The sequence below is a fragment of the uncultured Sulfitobacter sp. genome, from assembly GCF_947500075.1.
GTDB lineage: Bacteria > Pseudomonadota > Alphaproteobacteria > Rhodobacterales > Rhodobacteraceae > Sulfitobacter.
The window spans coordinates 1-16,051 of the sequence record NZ_CANMQS010000008.1 but is presented as its reverse complement, the minus strand read 5'-3'; the positions used below and the strand labels follow the sequence as shown (position 1 = coordinate 16,051).

The 16,051-nt window shown below is 59.2% G+C and carries 15 protein-coding genes and 1 tRNA gene; 9 read left to right on the top strand and 7 right to left on the bottom strand.

Annotation, left to right across the window (positions count from 1 at the left end):
• The first annotated feature begins 294 nt into the window (after positions 1-294).
• The 3 genes from Q1A91_RS20235 to Q1A91_RS20225 all read left to right on the top strand — a co-directional run bounded on the left by Q1A91_RS20235 (position 295) and on the right by Q1A91_RS20225 (position 3,422).
• On the top strand, positions 295-1,293 hold the full coding sequence (locus Q1A91_RS20235) for a DctP family TRAP transporter solute-binding subunit (protein WP_299881990.1): 999 nt from the start codon (positions 295-297) through the stop codon (positions 1,291-1,293).
• A gap of 71 nt (positions 1,294-1,364) precedes the next feature.
• Positions 1,365-2,045, top strand: coding sequence for a TRAP transporter small permease (locus tag Q1A91_RS20230; RefSeq protein WP_299881988.1), 681 nt, complete (start codon positions 1,365-1,367; stop codon positions 2,043-2,045).
• A 3-nt stretch (positions 2,046-2,048) separates the two neighbouring features.
• On the top strand, positions 2,049-3,422 hold the full coding sequence (locus Q1A91_RS20225) for a TRAP transporter large permease (RefSeq protein WP_299881986.1): 1,374 nt from the start codon (positions 2,049-2,051) through the stop codon (positions 3,420-3,422).
• Between the two features lie 100 nt (positions 3,423-3,522).
• Here Q1A91_RS20225 and Q1A91_RS20220 read toward each other — a convergent pair whose 3' ends face one another.
• The 4 genes from Q1A91_RS20220 to Q1A91_RS20205 form a co-directional block, all read right to left on the bottom strand.
• On the bottom strand, positions 3,523-3,852 hold the full coding sequence (locus Q1A91_RS20220; RefSeq protein ID WP_299881984.1) for a TfoX/Sxy family protein: 330 nt from the start codon (positions 3,850-3,852) through the stop codon (positions 3,523-3,525).
• Positions 3,849-4,211: an iron-sulfur cluster assembly accessory protein gene (locus Q1A91_RS20215; RefSeq protein ID WP_299881982.1), complete on the bottom strand. Its 363-nt coding sequence runs from the start codon at positions 4,209-4,211 to the stop codon at positions 3,849-3,851. Before Q1A91_RS20215 ends, Q1A91_RS20220 begins: the two co-directional genes overlap by 4 nt.
• Positions 4,212-4,343: 132 nt before the next feature.
• Positions 4,344-4,706: an SUF system Fe-S cluster assembly protein gene (locus tag Q1A91_RS20210; RefSeq protein WP_299881980.1), complete on the bottom strand. Its 363-nt coding sequence runs from the start codon at positions 4,704-4,706 to the stop codon at positions 4,344-4,346.
• A gap of 95 nt (positions 4,707-4,801) precedes the next feature.
• Positions 4,802-5,650: a hydratase gene (locus tag Q1A91_RS20205; RefSeq protein ID WP_299881978.1), complete on the bottom strand. Its 849-nt coding sequence runs from the start codon at positions 5,648-5,650 to the stop codon at positions 4,802-4,804.
• A gap of 121 nt (positions 5,651-5,771) precedes the next feature.
• Between Q1A91_RS20205 and Q1A91_RS20200 the strand changes: the two genes are divergently transcribed.
• Positions 5,772-6,596: a nucleotidyltransferase domain-containing protein gene (locus tag Q1A91_RS20200; protein WP_299881976.1), complete on the top strand. Its 825-nt coding sequence runs from the start codon at positions 5,772-5,774 to the stop codon at positions 6,594-6,596.
• Between the two features lie 165 nt (positions 6,597-6,761).
• Here Q1A91_RS20200 and rimK read toward each other — a convergent pair whose 3' ends face one another.
• The 3 genes from rimK to Q1A91_RS20185 all read right to left on the bottom strand — a co-directional run bounded on the left by rimK (position 6,762) and on the right by Q1A91_RS20185 (position 9,380).
• The gene (gene rimK / locus Q1A91_RS20195; RefSeq protein ID WP_299881974.1) at positions 6,762-8,141 is read right to left on the bottom strand and encodes a 30S ribosomal protein S6--L-glutamate ligase; all 1,380 of its coding nucleotides are present in this window, start codon (positions 8,139-8,141) and stop codon (positions 6,762-6,764) included.
• Between the two features lie 70 nt (positions 8,142-8,211).
• Positions 8,212-8,487 (bottom strand): hypothetical protein, encoded by a 276-nt coding sequence (locus tag Q1A91_RS20190; RefSeq protein ID WP_299881972.1) that lies wholly within the window; start codon positions 8,485-8,487, stop codon positions 8,212-8,214.
• The gene (locus Q1A91_RS20185) at positions 8,487-9,380 is read right to left on the bottom strand and encodes an SPFH domain-containing protein (protein ID WP_299881970.1); all 894 of its coding nucleotides are present in this window, start codon (positions 9,378-9,380) and stop codon (positions 8,487-8,489) included. The genes Q1A91_RS20190 and Q1A91_RS20185 overlap by 1 nt, the downstream gene beginning before the upstream one ends.
• 137 nt (positions 9,381-9,517) lie before the next feature.
• Between Q1A91_RS20185 and tgt the strand changes: the two genes are divergently transcribed.
• The 5 genes from tgt to Q1A91_RS20160 all read left to right on the top strand — a co-directional run bounded on the left by tgt (position 9,518) and on the right by Q1A91_RS20160 (position 15,768).
• On the top strand, positions 9,518-10,645 hold the full coding sequence (tgt, locus tag Q1A91_RS20180; RefSeq protein ID WP_299881968.1) for a tRNA guanosine(34) transglycosylase Tgt: 1,128 nt from the start codon (positions 9,518-9,520) through the stop codon (positions 10,643-10,645).
• Between the two features lie 236 nt (positions 10,646-10,881).
• Positions 10,882-13,293: an endopeptidase La gene (gene lon, locus Q1A91_RS20175; RefSeq protein WP_299881966.1), complete on the top strand. Its 2,412-nt coding sequence runs from the start codon at positions 10,882-10,884 to the stop codon at positions 13,291-13,293.
• Positions 13,294-13,485: 192 nt separating this feature from the next.
• Positions 13,486-13,920 carry an HU family DNA-binding protein gene (locus Q1A91_RS20170; RefSeq protein ID WP_299881964.1) on the top strand — a complete coding sequence of 145 codons (435 nt, stop codon included), beginning with the start codon at positions 13,486-13,488 and terminating at the stop codon, positions 13,918-13,920.
• 79 nt (positions 13,921-13,999) lie between these two features.
• A tRNA-Val gene (locus Q1A91_RS20165) sits at positions 14,000-14,074 on the top strand.
• A gap of 92 nt (positions 14,075-14,166) precedes the next feature.
• Positions 14,167-15,768 (top strand): DUF6538 domain-containing protein, encoded by a 1,602-nt coding sequence (locus tag Q1A91_RS20160; RefSeq protein ID WP_299881962.1) that lies wholly within the window; start codon positions 14,167-14,169, stop codon positions 15,766-15,768.
• The last annotated feature ends 283 nt before the right edge of the window (positions 15,769-16,051 follow it).

The following is a 16,051-nucleotide window of genomic DNA, read 5'->3' as shown; positions in this document are numbered from 1 at the left end:
GCCGGATTGCGCGCGGGGCCTGCGCTGATCTGCGCGGCTGGGTGACTGAAGGTCTTGTGCGGAATTTCGCACATTCGTCTGCGGGGCTTGTGCGGAATTTCGCACAGTGAGGGGGACGGCATGGATCTTCGCACATGAGCTTTGGGCAGTACGTATCTGTTTCTATTCACATAAATCCTTCGCGCGCTCTCATCCTTCCATCTTCTTGTGACAGTGCCGCCGCTTCTGTTTGATAGCGTGCAAGGCATCTTGGGTGATGCCGCCAACGATTCCATATCTCTGGGAGGAGACCTCATGAAATTTCTGACTGCGGCCGCATTGGCCCTGACCGTATCCGCTGGCGCTGTTGCTGCGGCTTGTGACGACGGCGAAGTTGTCATCAAGTTCAGCCATGTGACCAACACCGATAAACACCCCAAAGGCATTGCCGCGACGCTGTTGGAAACCCGCGTCAACGAAGAGATGAACGGCAAGGCCTGCATGGAAGTGTTCCCGAACTCCACGCTTTATAACGACGATCAGGTGCTGGAAGCCTTGCTTCAGGGCGACGTGCAGCTGGCCGCCCCGTCGCTGTCGAAGTTTGAGCAGTTCACCAAGCAGTTCCGCATCTTCGATCTGCCGTTCATGTTCAAGGACATCGACGCTGTGGATGCCTTCCAAAGCTCTGAAACCGGTCAGGCGATGAAGGAAAGCATGACCCGCCGGGGCCTGCTGGGTCTGGCATTCTGGCACAATGGCATGAAGCAGATGTCGGCCAATGTGCCGCTGATCTCGCCCTCTGACGCATCGGGCCTGAAGTTCCGCGTGCAGAACTCTGACGTGCTGAAAGCGCAGATGGCCGCGATGGGCGGCTCTCCGCAGCCGATGGCGTTCTCTGAGGTGTACGGCGCGTTGCAAACCGGCGTTGTCGATGGGCAGGAGAACACTTGGTCCAACATCTATGGCCGCAAGTTCTTTGAAGTGCAGGACGGCGTGACTGAAACCAACCACGGCATCATCGATTACATGCTGGTGACCTCCACCGACTGGCTGGACGGGCTGGACGCGGATGTGCGTGACCAGTTGTTGACAATCGTGGCTGAGGTGACAGAGGCGCGGAACTCCGAATCCACCAAGGTGAACGCGGAGGCCAAACAGGCAATCATCGATGCCGGCGGCGTGGTCCGTCAACTGACAGCAGAGCAGCGTCAGGAATGGGTCGATGTCATGAAACCCGTCTGGGACCAGTTCCTGGATGATGTGGGTCAGGACAACATCGACGCCGCACAGGCGATCAACAACTCATCTTCATGATGTAGCTGATGAAAACAGCCCTCGCCCCAACAATGGGGCGGGGGTTTCTTTTGACGTCGGGGGAGGCGCGCATGGCACACCACGAGGAGCACCAAAGCGGCATCGGCCGCATCGTCAGCGAGATCGAGGAGACGGCCATTGCCCTGATCCTGGGTCTGATGACGATCATCACGTTCATCAACGTGGTGCTGCGCTACGGGTTCAACACCGGAATCATCTGGGGGCTGGAGATGACGACGTTCCTGTTCGCCTGGCTGGTGCTGTTCGGCATGAGCTATGCGGTGAAGGTGACGGCGCATCTGGGGGTGGACGCAGTGATCAACCTGTTTTCCGAAGGGCCGCGTAAGGTTCTGGCGCTGCTGGCCGGTGCGGTCTGCGTGATCTACGCGCTGCTGATCCTGAAGGGCGCATGGGATTACTGGGCGCCGTTTGCGGCACTTGATGCGACGTCTGGCCGCTGGTTCCCGACGGGGTTCGAAAATTCGCGTGATCAGGCCTGGTATGAGGTGATCGACACGCCGATCCCCGAGTGGCTGCGGTTCATTGAGCCGATCATGAACCAGGGGGAAGCCTATGAAAAACTGCCGCGCTTCATTCCCTATGCGATGCTGCCCTTCGGCGCGGCGCTGTTGTTGCTGCGGTTTGTGCAGGCCTTTGTGAAGGTCGCGCAGGGGCGGCAGAAGACCCTGATTGTCAGCCACGAGGCAGAAGATGCCGTGGAAGACGTCAAACATATGAACGCGGGGAACTAAGCCATGGAAGTTGTTGTTCTTTTCTCCATGGTGGTGGGGTTGATGCTGATCGGGGTGCCGATTGCGATCTCCCTTGGCCTGTCGTCGATCATCTTTCTGCTGGCACTGTCGGATACCTCGCTGGCGTCGATCGCGCAGACATTCTTTCAGGCGATGGCCGGGCATTATACGCTGCTGGCGATCCCGTTTTTCATTCTGGCGTCGAGTTTCATGTCCACGGGCGGTGTGGCGCGCAGGATCATCCGGTTTTCCATCGCCCTTGTCGGGCATTTGCCCGGCGGATTGGCGATTGCGGGGGTCTTTGCCTGTATGCTCTTCGCCGCGTTGAGCGGCTCATCGCCCGCGACGGTGGTGGCCATTGGGTCCATCGTGATCGTGGGCATGCGGGAAGTGGGCTATACCAAGGATTTTGCGGCGGGTGTGATCGCTGTGGCGGGCACCTTGGGCATCCTGATCCCGCCGTCGATTGTGATGGTGGTCTATGCTTCTGCCACGGATGTGTCAGTGGGGCGGATGTTCCTTGCGGGCGTCATTCCGGGCCTGCTGGCGGGGCTCATGCTGATGGTGACGATCTATATCATCGCGCGGGTGCGTGACCTGCCCAAGGGCGATTGGCTGGGCTGGGGCGAGGTGCGTCGCTCGGGCATCGAAGCGGGCTGGGGGTTGTTCCTGATCGTGATCATTCTGGGCGGCATCTATGGCGGTATCTTTACGCCCACGGAAGCCGCTGCGGTGGCGGCTGTCTATGCCTTTTTCATTGCCACCTTTGTCTACCGCGACATGGGACCGCTGCATGTGGCGGAGGGGCGCAATCTGTCACTGTGGGAGAAACCCAAGGCGCTTGTGACCGTGTTCTTCCACCGCGACACGCGCGATACGCTGTTTGAAGCGGGCAAGCTGACGGTGACCTTGATGTTCATCATCGCCAATGCGCTGATCCTCAAACACGTGCTGACAGACGAGCAGATCCCGCAGCAGATCTCTGCCGCGATGCTGGATGCGGGCTTTGGACCGATCATGTTCCTGGTGATTGTGAATGTGATCCTGCTGATCGGCGGGCAGTTCATGGAGCCGTCCGGCTTGCTGGTGATCGTGGCACCGCTGGTGTTCCCGATTGCGATTGAGCTGGGCATTGATCCCATTCATCTGGGCATCATCATGGTGGTGAACATGGAGATCGGGATGATCACCCCGCCGGTGGGGCTGAACCTCTTTGTGACGTCGGGCGTGGCGAATATGCCGATGATGAATGTGGTCCGCGCGGCGCTGCCGTTTCTGGCGGTGCTCTTCGTCTTCCTGATTATGGTGACCTATATTCCCTTCCTCAGCACATGGTTGCCGACGATGATGATGGGGCCGGAGATCATAACGAAGTAGGGTTTTCGTGTTGAGAGGTTCCGCCGCCACGCAGGGCGGCGGGATGAGGGCTGTTTGCCCTCATACTCCCAAGGTTTTTAGACCCATTTGGAAGGGGCGGTCAGCGCAGTGCGTTCAAGGCCTGTCGCGCCAGATCGCGGGCTTCCTCAGGATCGTCGAGCGCGCTGTCGGGCAGGGTCCAGTAGGGCATCGCGCTTTGGGTGCCGTTTTTGCGGGTGTAGGACCAGATTTCGGCGCCAATGGATGCCATGTGATCGGCAAAGGGGCCTTGCTGCGCCTTGATCAGGATTTGCCCGTCCGAGCGCATGACAGCAAAAATCACGCCTTCGGAATAGAGGCCGAGGCCGCCGAACATCTTTCGGGTGCTGAGATCCGGGAGGGCGCTGAAAAGATCGCGGGCAAAGGCGATGTCTTCAGCGGCGAGGCTCACTTGGCGGCGAGGCTCTCGTCAAATTTGATCGATTCCCCGCAGCCGCAGGCTTCGGTCACATTGGGGTTGTTGAAGCGGAAGCCGGATTCCAGCAGGGAGGTTTCATAGTCGATTTCCGTGCCGAAGAGGAACATCTGCGCCATCGGGGCAATCATCACCCGCGCGCCGTCCTGTTCGACGGTTTCGTCGTTGGGGTCCGCTTCGTCCACGTAATCCATGGTGTATTCCATGCCCGCGCAGCCGCCTTTCTTGACGCCGATGCGCAGCCCTGCGTGGCCCGCCTGCGTCATCAGCTTGCTGATCTGTGCGGCGGCTTTGGGGGTGATCGTGACGGCTTGCTTGCCGGGAATGCCAAACATGGTGCGTTCTCCTGTTGCGGCCAAGATAGTGTGTCGGCTGGATTTTCTCAAGAACCTCAGCTGCGGCAAAATCGAAAAGGCCGCTGTGTGATCTGCTGTCCTGGAGCCGTTGGGGCGACGCGGCGAGGGGGCTTACATGAACCCCAATTCAAGCCGGGCCTCGTCGGACATCATGTCCATGCCCCAGGGCGGCTCCCACACCAGTTCGACGTTGACCTGTTTGACGCCCGGAAGCGGTTCCACCGCATCCGCGACCCAGCCGGGCATTTCACCTGCGACCGGGCAGCCGGGGGCGGTGAGGGACATTTTGATGTCGACCGCGTTCTCGGCGTTGATGTCGATCGTGTAGATCAGGCCCAGTTCATAGATATTTACAGGGATTTCAGGGTCATAGACAGACCGGCAGGCCTCTACGATCTGCTCGTAAAGCGGATGATCGGTGGAGGAAGGGGCGATCAGCGGCGCGCCTTCCATCGGGGGTGTTTGCTGGGTCATGCCATTCTCGTTCTGGTTCCTGACTGTTTATATAGGATTTGTGGCGGCAGCGTCCATAGGGCATGCTCAAGAACCCCCGATCTGTTCTGGGTGCGTCAGTCGCTGAATGTTACTGAAACTGTGGGGTCACCGGGCAGGCCCTGATAGGTCACGCTGGCGCCGCCTTTCATCTTTGCCGCAGGGGTCAGGGGGCCGAAGGAGCCGACGGAGACCAGATCGCCTTCCTGAAGGGCGATGCCTTTGCTGACAAGCCAGAGCACCGCATTGGCCGGATGACCCAGCACTGCCTTGCCCGGGGCGGTGGTTACGTCCTCGCCCGCGCCATTGGTCAGGGTCACGGACATGCTGCTCAGGGCGTCGGTCATCGCAGCGGCATCGGTGACCGGGATGCCAGCGCCCAGCACACCCAGTTTCGGGGCCACGCCAATGGCTGTGAGGGTGACGGCGTTGATGGGCTCCCCTTTGGCAAGGGTCATGTCGGGAAGCTCGATGAAGGGATGCACGCTGCTGATGGCCGAGAGCACATCCAGCGGCGTCTGGGCGCTGTTGATGTCGGTGCTGCCGACTTTCAGCACCAGATCGGATTCCACCATCGGGATGGCGCCGAAAGCGACGGGCACGGTTGCGCCGTCCTCCACCATCATGTTTTCATAGAGCACGCCCTGCACCGGTTCGCTCACCCCAAAGCGGTCCTGCGCGGGTTTGCTGGTCAGGCCTGCCTTGTAGCCGATCACCCGGCCCATCGTCGGGGCCATGGCGGCGACCAGTTTGTCCTGGGTGCAGAGGGCATCGTCCATGCTGCCGCCTGCCGCCAGTGCTTTGGCCGGGGTGTTGGTGCTGGCTGCGGCCACGAAGGCGGCGATTTCAGCCTCTGTGGCGCATTTGGCGAAGGCTCCGGTAGGCAGTGCCAGAGTGGCGGTCAGACAAAGGATGAAGCGGTGCATGAGGCGTCTCCTGCTGGGTGGGGGTCGGCGAAGTGTAGCAAAGGGTCAGGTGAAATCAACGTGGATCCTGTGCCGGGGTTTGCGGATGGGCGTTCGGGAGACTACCTGAAAGGGGGAACGGATGAAGGGCGGACCAATGGACCACGGGCAGGTGATTGAGACGATTGCAGCGGCGGTGAAGGATGTGCCGGGGATCCGCGCGCTGTTTCTGAGCGGGAGCTATGGCACGGGTCTGGCAGATGCCTATAGCGACATTGATTTTGTGCTGGTGGCGGATGCGGGCGCGACGGATGCGGTGGCGGAGGTCTGGCGCAAGGCAGTGGCGCAGACCGGAGAGATCGTTCTGTGGTGGGACCGGACTACGGTGCCCGTGTTGATCAATGCCATCACGCGGGACTGGACGCGGACAGATGTGGTGATCCTCAAGCCGGATCAGATGGGTGCGCAGACGCAGGCCGGGTTGAAACCGGTGTTTGACCCCGATGGGCTCTATCAGGGATTGACTGCGCAGGCTGCCGCCGCCGGGCCGGCGCCCCGCAAGCTGCGCTACCAGATTGAAGAGTTCATCAGAATTCTGGGTCTGCTGCATCTGGCCGTGGGCCGGGAGGAGTATATCAACGGCGTGCTGGGGGTCTTTCATCTGCGCAACCTGCTGGTGGATCTGCTGATTGAGGAAACGGCGGCACCGCATCGGGGCGGTGTGTTGCATCTCAACCGGTTGATCACGGCGGAACAGAAGGCGCTGATGGTGTCGATGCCGCCACCCGTGGCGGAGCGGGAGGCGATGATTGCCGGGCATCTGGCTTATGCGGCGGCGTATCTGCCACGGGCGCGGGTTTTGGCTGCGCGTCGCGAGGTGGTCTGGCCGGAGGCGTTTGAGGAGGCGACCTGGGCGAAGCTGGAGGAGACGTTGGGCCTATCGTGTCCCTATGGGCGGCCCGGTTGAGGTTGATCTGGAGGACGCGCTGAAGCGCGACGCGATTTTATTTTTGAATGAGGGGCGCCGCCCTTGTGCTTGAACCAATGGCGCATCACTGTTGGCCCCCTCAAACGCCCCAGGTTTTTTGACCCATTTGGAAGACGGGTGGGAGGGCAAGGTTGAGGGGAGGGGTCAGCTTTTGCGTTTGCGCAGGGGCTGGGGTTTTACCCGCGCTTCGATCTGATCATAGATCTTGCCGACGATATCCTTGCCTGTGGCGGTTTCGATGCCCTCGAAACCGGGAGAGGAGTTGACCTCGAGCACTTTGGGGCCGGTTTCCGAACGCAGCAAATCCACGCCAGCCTTGCCCAAGCCAAAGGCGCGGGCGGCGCGGACGGCGGTGTCGCGTTCCTCTTTGGTGATGCGCACGACTTTGGCCGACCCGCCCCGGTGCAGGTTGGAGCGGAAATCACCATCGGCCCCGGTGCGTTTCATCGCGGCGACAACCTTGCCTGCGACCACCAGACAGCGGATGTCTTCGCCTGCGGCTTCCTTGACGAAATCCTGCACCAGAAAGTTTGCTTTGAGGCCCCGGAAGGCGTCGATCACGGATTCGGCGGCCTTTTTGGTTTCGGCCAGCACCACGCCTTTGCCTTGGGTGGATTCCAGCAGTTTCACAATCAGCGGGGCGGTGCCCACAAGCGCCATCAGGTTTGACGTGTCTTTGGGGGAGGCTGCAAAGGCCGTGGTGGGCATGCCGATGCGCTTGCCCGCCAGCACCTGATGGGCGTGCAGTTTGTCGCGGCTGGCGAGGATACCGGCAGAGCCGTTCACGCAATAGGTGCCGATGGTTTCAAACTGGCGGATCACCGCACAGCCGTAGGGCGTGACCGACGCGCCGATGCGGGGGATCACCGCGTCATAGCGGGGCAGGCGTTTGCCGTCGTAGTGCACTTCGGGGGCCATGGTGTTGATTGCCATGTAGCAGCGGGTGGTGTCGATGACTTCGACGGTGTGGCCACGGTCTTCGCCCACTTCGACAAGGCGGCGGGTAGAATAGTTGTCTTCGCGGCTGAGCACGGCGATGCGCAGGGCGCGCTGTGGGGCAGCGCGGCGCAGGGAAGCCGTGTGGTAGACGTCATAGCTCAGTTCAGGCTGCATTTTGCGTTCAGTGGCGGAGATGGTGATGTGATCCCCCAGCGCCTGACGGCCCAGCAGCATCCGGCTGTTCATGCCTGCGCGGTTGGTGAGGGTGACTTCGATGGGCCAGCTTTGCCCGCCCACGTCCAGCAGGGTGGAAATCACAAAACGTTGTTCGCTTTCACCGTTGGACGAGGTGACCTCGCGCCGGTCCACCAGCGGCGCCGAGCAGGTGATGGAAATGTCTTCGCGGCCCGCAATCGGATGCACGTTGAAGCGCACCTTGGGTTTGGCGGCGGGGCCGAAGATTTCGATGTCATGTGCATGCAGGGCAGAGGTGCGGGCACCTGTGTCCACCTTGGCTTTGAGTGCAGGCAGCCCCAGGTCGGGCAGGGCAATCCATTCTTCCCATCCGAATGTCAGTTCTTCCATGGCCTGCTCCCGTTGTTCAGGACCTTGGGGTAGCAGGCGGGGCAGGTGACCTCAAGCAATGGGTCGGGCGTCAGTTTTCGTTGATGTCGCGGGTGACGATACGCGCGCCGGACGACTGACGTCTGAACACCTGCCGCAGCACAATCCATGCAATCAGCGACAGGATCGCAAAAAGCGCCAGCATGACCGGCACCGACAGACCCGGCACAACAAAAACCACCGCAGCCATGACCAGCGCACCCAGGGCGAACCCGAGGAAGATGAAACCGGGCGCAAGCAATTCAATCAAGCCAACCACCAGCGCGATGCAGATCCACATCCACCAAAGGGAAAGATAATCCGCCATCACTCACGTCCCCGCAGCAGCTTGAAGGCATCGCCAAAAGCATCAAGCACCTGCGCGGGCACCACAACGGTCTGATTGCCGTTGCCTGCACCCATCGCGCTCAGCGCCTCGACCTGTTTCAGGGCGATCTGGTATTGCGCCGCTTCCAGCCCGTTTTCGTCGATGGCGACCGCGACGACCTGCGTGGCATAGGCTTCGGCTTCGGCCAGCACCCGGCGCGCCTTGGCGGCTTGCTCTGACGCATAAAGTTCCGCATCCGCCGCAAGTTCGACCGCGCGTTTGGAGCCTTCGGCCTCCGTCACCTGCGCGCGGCGTGCGCGTTCGGCGTTGAGCTGCTGCATCATCGCCGCACGGGTTGCGGCATCAAGGTTCACATCGAGGATTTCCGCGCGGGTTACTTCGATGCCCCAACTATCCACGGCATCCTCAACCGTGGTCTTGATGGTCATGATCAGGGAAGACCGGTTCGCCTGTACCTCATCCAGATCCATCTTGCCGATTTCCGCCCGCACGATGCCGGCGACTGTGGTGGCAATCGCTGAATCCACATCGCGGATGCGGTAGACGGTCTTTTCCGGCTCCGTGATGCGGTAGAAGACGGAGGTGTCGACCTGCACCAACACGTTGTCGCGGGTGATCGCGTCCTGACTGGCGGTGGGCAGCTGGCGCTCCAGGATGGAGATCTTATGCGCCACCCGGTCGATGAACGGCACGATCATGTTGATCCCCGGCCCAAGCACCGACCGCAGGCGGCCAAACCGCTCAATCACGTGTTGTTCGGATTGCGGCACGATTTTTACCGCTTTGACAATGACCACCACAACGAGAGCCGCCAACAGCAGAAAGGCGACGTTGTCTTGCAGGATGCCGAGGATAAGTTCTTCGATGCTCACAAATAAGTCCCTAAATCTATTGGCGCTTTGCCCTCCCATTTGGTGAGGCTTTGCCCTCCCATTTGGTGAGAAAACTGCCCAATTGCAAGTTCTGAGTGCATGGGCTAGGCCCGCATCCAACCAAGAAAGAGCACGGTATGACCCGCATTTCCTTTGATCTGAACGCCACCGATGGCCGCGCCCGCGCCGGGGTGATCCACACGACCCGTGGCGACATCCGCACGCCTGCTTTCATGCCTGTGGGCACCGCGGCGACGGTCAAGGCGATGATGCCGGATAGTGTGGCTTCCACCGGTGCGGACATCCTACTGGGCAACACCTATCATCTGATGCTGCGCCCCACGGCCGAACGGATCGACTGGCTGGGGGGGCTGCACAAATTCATGAACTGGGACAAGCCGATCCTCACGGATTCAGGCGGCTTTCAGGTGATGAGCCTTGCCGATCTGCGCAAGCTGACCGAGCGGGGGGTCACCTTCAAAAGCCACATTGATGGGTCCAAACACGAAATCACCCCCGAAAGATCCATGGAAATTCAGGCGCTTCTGGGCTCTGACATCGTGATGTGTTTCGACGAATGCCCCGCGCTGCCTGCGGACCGGGACCGGATTGCCAACAGCATGGAATTGTCCATGCGGTGGGCTGCGCGTTCCAAACAGGCGTTTGGCGACCGCCCCGGCCATGCACTTTTCGGCATTCAGCAAGGCGGGCTGGAGGAAGACCTGCGCCGGGCATCGGCGGAGGCGCTGCGGGAGATCGAGTTTGACGGCTATGCGGTGGGGGGCCTCGCCGTGGGCGAAGGGCAGGCGGCAATGTTCGGCTGTCTGGATTACGCGCCAGAGCAACTGCCCACAGACAAGCCGCGCTACCTGATGGGCGTGGGCAAACCGGATGACATCGTGGGCGCCGTGGCGCGGGGCATCGACATGATGGATTGCGTGCTGCCGTCCCGCTCTGGCCGGACGGGGCAGGTGTTTACACGTTTAGGCGTTCTGAACATCAAAAACGCGCGGCACATGGATGACCCGCGCCCGCTGGATGAAAACTGTACCTGTCCCGCCTGTCGCAACTATTCCCGCGCCTATCTGCACCATGTGTTCCGAAGTCAGGAGATCATCAGCTCGATGCTGCTGACATGGCATAACCTTCAATACTATCAGGACATTATGGCGGGTATGCGTGATGCAATCGCCGCAGGCACCTTTGCTGCCTGGCAGGCCGATTTCCACGCCACCCGCGCGCAGGGCGATATTGATCCGCTTTAGGTGGCCAGACGTAGACTTCCGGAGTATCTGTCTGGCCCTCAAAGCTGCGTCAATTTCGCATAAACCTAGACAAGACGATGGGTTGCAAGCGGCCCGACCTTAGCCGATGATGCGCACAACAGCCCGTGAAGGGCATTGAAACAGGCGGGGGTGGGTGCCATATCCCCCAAACAGGAGACGTCGGCGGTTGCCTGCTCAAGGGGCCCCATCGTCTTGCTAAATATAAGGAAAAGAGCATGTTAGAGCCTTTGAACGCGTCCTACCCTGTATTGCCTCTGCGCGATATCGTGGTCTTCCCCCATATGATTGTGCCGCTGTTTGTGGGACGCGAAAAGTCGGTCCGCGCCTTGGAAGAGGTGATGGCGGATGACAAACAGATCCTGTTGTCCAGCCAGGTCGACCCCGGTGAAGACGATCCCACTTCCGATGGCATCTTCAAGGCCGGCGTGCTGGCCAATGTGCTGCAACTGCTGAAACTGCCCGATGGCACTGTAAAAGTCCTTGTCGAAGGGCAGGCGCGGGTGCGCATCACCGACTATCTTGAGAACGACAATTTCTTTGAAGCGCGCGCGGAGTATCTCACCGAAATGCCCGGTGACGCCGCCACGACCGAAGCGCTGCTGCGCTCCGTCGCGGATGAGTTCGAACGCTATGCCAAAGTCAAGAAAAACGTGCCGGATGAGGCGCTTGCAGCCGTGGGTGAAACCTCTGAGCCCGCGCGTCTGGCGGACCTCGTTGCCGGTCACCTTGGCATTGAAGTGGACCAGAAGCAGGACCTTCTGGAAACGCTGTCCGTGTCTGAGCGGCTGGAAAAAGTCTACGGCCTGATGCAGGGCGAAATGTCTGTCTTGCAGGTTGAGAAAAAGATCAAAACCCGCGTGAAGTCCCAGATGGAGCGGACCCAGCGCGAGTATTACCTCAACGAACAGATGAAAGCGATCCAGCAGGAGCTGGGCGATGGCGAGGACGGCAAGAACGAAGTTGCTGAACTTGAAGAGAAAATCGCCGAAACCAAGCTGAGCAAGGAAGCCCGCGAAAAGGCGGATGCGGAACTGAAAAAGCTCAAGAACATGAGCCCGATGTCCGCCGAAGCAACCGTGGTGCGCAACTATCTTGACTGGATGCTGTCGATCCCGTGGGGCAAGAAATCCCGCGTGAAAAAGAACCTCGGCAAGGCGCAGGAGATCCTTGATAACGACCACTACGGTCTTGAAAAGGTGAAAGAACGCATCGTCGAATACCTCGCGGTGCAACAACGCTCCTCCAAGCTCAAAGGCCCGATCATGTGTCTTGTGGGCCCTCCCGGCGTGGGTAAAACCTCGCTTGGCAAATCCGTGGCCAAGGCAACGGGGCGTGAATTCATCCGCATCTCCCTTGGCGGCGTGCGTGACGAATCTGAGATCCGCGGCCACCGCCGGACCTACATCGGCTCCATGCCCGGCAAGATCATTCAGGCGCTGAAAAAGGCGAAGACAACAAATCCGCTGATTTTGTTGGATGAGATTGACAAGATGGGGCAGGATTTCCGGGGCGATCCGGCGTCTGCCATGCTCGAAGTGCTTGATCCGGAACAGAACTCCACTTTCGTGGATCACTATCTGGAGGTCGAATACGACCTGTCGAACGTGATGTTCCTGACCACGTCCAACAGCTACAACATGCCGGGGCCATTGCTCGACCGGATGGAGATCATTCCGCTGGCGGGCTATACCGAGGATGAAAAGCGCGAGATCGCCAAGCAGCACCTGGTGCCCAAGCAGATCAAGAACCATGGCCTCAAGGCCAAGGAGTTCGAGATCGAGGACAGCGCGCTTACCGGCATGATCCGGTACTACACCCGTGAGGCGGGCGTGCGGAACCTGGAGCGTGAGATCGCCAAAGTGGCGCGGAAGTCGCTGACCAAGATCATTAAGAAAGAAGCCGACAGCGTGACCGTTGACGGTGACAACCTTGATGATTTCCTGGGCGTGCGCAAACACCGCTACGGTCTGGCCGAAAAAGAAGATCAGATCGGCGTGGTCACGGGCCTTGCCTATACTTCCGTCGGGGGGGAGCTGCTTCAGATCGAAGCGCTGCGCCTGCCGGGCAAAGGCCGGATGAAGACCACCGGCAAGCTCGGCGATGTGATGAAGGAAAGCATCGACGCGGCCAGCTCCTATGTGCGCTCCATCTCGCCCAAGATCGGGGTGAAGCCGCCGAAGTTCGATGCGCTGGACATCCACGTGCACGTGCCCGATGGCGCAACGCCCAAGGATGGCCCCTCCGCTGGTCTGGCGATGGTGACTTCTATCGTGTCAGTGTTGACACAGATCCCGGTGCGCAAGGACATCGCGATGACCGGTGAAGTCAGCCTGCGCGGCAACGCCATGCCCATCGGTGGCTTGAAGGAAAAGCTGCTCGCCGCTCTGCGCGGTGGCATCACCACGGTGCTGATCCCGCAGGACAACGAAAAAGACCTGCCGGAGATTCCGGACAACGTGAAAGAGGGGCTGACCATCATCCCCGTCAGCCATGTGTCCGAAGTGCTGGAGCAGGCATTGACCGCAGTTCCCGAAGCCATCGAATGGGATCAGGAAGCGGAAGATGCAGCGGCGGCAGCCACACTTGCCGCGAAATCCGGGGCAGGGGACGCCGCAACAGCGCATTGATCTGCCCAGAGGTCTAAAATGGAAAAGCCCCCGGTATGTCGGGGGCTTTTTTTATGTACCCACAACAGGTTGTGGTCAAACCGATGCTGTTGCGTCGGTGTGATCTGTGAAATGCCACTCCCTGAACTGGCGTTTTACCCGGTTCTGCGGTAGGGTTTGGCAAAACCATAACAAAAACCAGTGAGGGTTAAGATGAGCACCACCGCCAGCAAAAAACCAAAAGCGGCCGCGGCCCCAAAGGCAGCGCCCCGGTCCAGCGCACCCAAAGCAAAGACCGTCGCCGCCAAACCCGCGCCCAAGATTGCGCCAGTCAGCCCGGTAACAGGCAGTGCCCCAAAACCCGCCCCGTCGGCACAGCCCGCCGTGGTCGACGCGCCCAAGTCAGTGATCCTTGGGCCCGAACTGCGCAAGAAAGAACTGATCGACGACGTTGTCGCGCGGTCGGGCATCAAGAAAAAGGATGCAAAACCCGTTGTCGAAGCGACGCTCGCGGCACTCGGCGACGCGCTTGCGGAAAAGCGCGAGTTGGTTCTGCCGCCGCTGGGCAAACTCAAGGTGCGGCGCGAGAAGGACATGCCCAACGCGCGTGTTTTTACAGCCAAGATCAGGCAGTCCAAGGCGCATTGAGGACCATGTCCGGCAGGCCACGCTTTTTTGCCGCCGCCCTCTTGCAGGTATGGCGCCTATTGGCTAAATCGAACGGCACGGGTGATTAGCTCAGTGGTAGAGCGCTTCGTTCACATCGAAGATGTCAGGAGTTCAAATCTCTTATCACCCACCATACTATCTCATTGGTATAGGTAAGCTCTTGTAATTTATAGAGTACGTAGCGCACCAACTGTTACACAGAGGTGCTACACAATGGGGTTATCAATGCCGAAGCCAGTCAAGCGCGGGAGTACTTTTCATGTCCGTGTGCGTGTTCCCGCCGATCTAGTTGAGCGGCTGAGAGGAACTTCGTTGTCCGTTCCAATTGGGACACGGAAAAAAACCGTTACTCTTCGTGATCATTTCGAGACATCTTTACAGACGAAAGATGCGGTTGAGGCCAAGGCTAGATTGATCGCGGTCCTCGCTGCCCTTCAACAACACTATGAGGCTGTGCGTACTGGTCCAAAGCCGCTGGATCACAAGACCTCGCTGGCAATCGCAGGAGAAATACGTGCGCGTTGGGTTGAAGCCTTTGATAACAATCCGGGTCCAGTCGATAGATGGACGCGGGTGCAGCAACTGGACAAGCAGGCCGTTCACGGGGGCAAGTCTCCCCTGAGTGTCCCAGACGAAAGAATCAGAGCACACGCTTTGGAAGAACGGTATGGGCCTGTCGTTGATGCGTTCCTTACGGCAGAGCATCGAAATGTCGACGCCGCGTCGCGGACCAAGCTTCTTAGTCATGTCGCAGATGCTATGTCGAACATGGCAGAGATCAACCTAATGAAGGCTCGTGGCGACTACTCCGACACTGGTCAGTCCAGCAAATACCCACCCTATCGAGGGGCCAGTGTGGAGCGGGCGGAAGCAAAATCGAAGAACAGCATCTCAGAACTTACCTTTGGGGAGGTCATTCGACGGCAAGTGGATGAAAGACGTGGAGTTCCCCACGTTGCTGAGACGCGCGTTGGCACGATTGAAAAGTTCGAGAAAGCAGTGAGAGAGTTTTCAACCCACCGAGGAAGTGACCTAATATCAACGGTTACTGCACGGGAAGCCGACGCATGGAAACGAAAGATGCTCGCTGAGGGTAAGTTGGCAGCAAACACAATTGGCCAGCGCATACAAAACGTGCGAACGGTTATCTCTTGGGCGCGAAGGCAAGAGCTCGGAGACCTGTTTCCAGTATCAAATCCGCTTGCGCTCGTAGAAGTTCCCGAAGCCGAGCCCGTTCCAGAAGGTGAAAGGGCCTTCAAGCTGTCCGAGGCTGAGTTGGTCCTTAAGGCGGCACGTAGGGAAGAGAAGGCAGATTTGCGTTGGATTTCGTGGGTCTGTGCATACTCAGGCGCAAGAGTGAACGAGATAGCTCAACTGTCACCATCCTCGTTCTTTCAGGTTTCGGGTATTTGGTTCATGCGTCTCACCACTATGGGTGGGCGAAAACTCAAAAACCGCTTCAGCGAGAGAACAGTTCCGATCCATGACGACCTCATTCACGAAGGGTTTCTGTCATTTGCAGTCTCAGAGGCCGAGGAATCTGAACGTAGGCTTTTCTCGAAACGTGCCGCCAATAATGTCAGTGATTGGGTTAGAGGTCCCCTAGGTCTTGATCGCCCTCTCCTTCGCCCAACTCACGGCTGGAGACACCTCTTTGAAGATCGAGCAACTGGGTCGGGCATGTCGGATGCCGCAAAGCTCTACATCACCGGGCGGTCATCCGGTGGTTCCGCAGATATCTATGGGAAGAGCGAAGCGATGCTACCCGGTCTTTCTAAGGAAATGACGAACTTCCCTTCCTACTTCAAAAGTGCGCAACCAAACTAGCTCAGCGATCCGCATCTCCCGTTGTCGCCAGTGAGTTGGTTGTAACGGATTACCCTCAATGTTTGATCGTTGTGTTGGGTCAGGGTGCAGTCTTTGTAATTCCCGGAAAGCTAAGAATTCCACGACGTCTCGCTTACGGTATCTACGATTTTTTCGATGTCTGGAGCCAAAGCCCAGTATCACGATGTCCAGTACTGATGGTGGGGTGATCCTCCCCCACTGAATTGGTCCTCCGCTATGTTTAGGAAAACGGAGGAGACACATGGCCAACAAGCGACCAAAG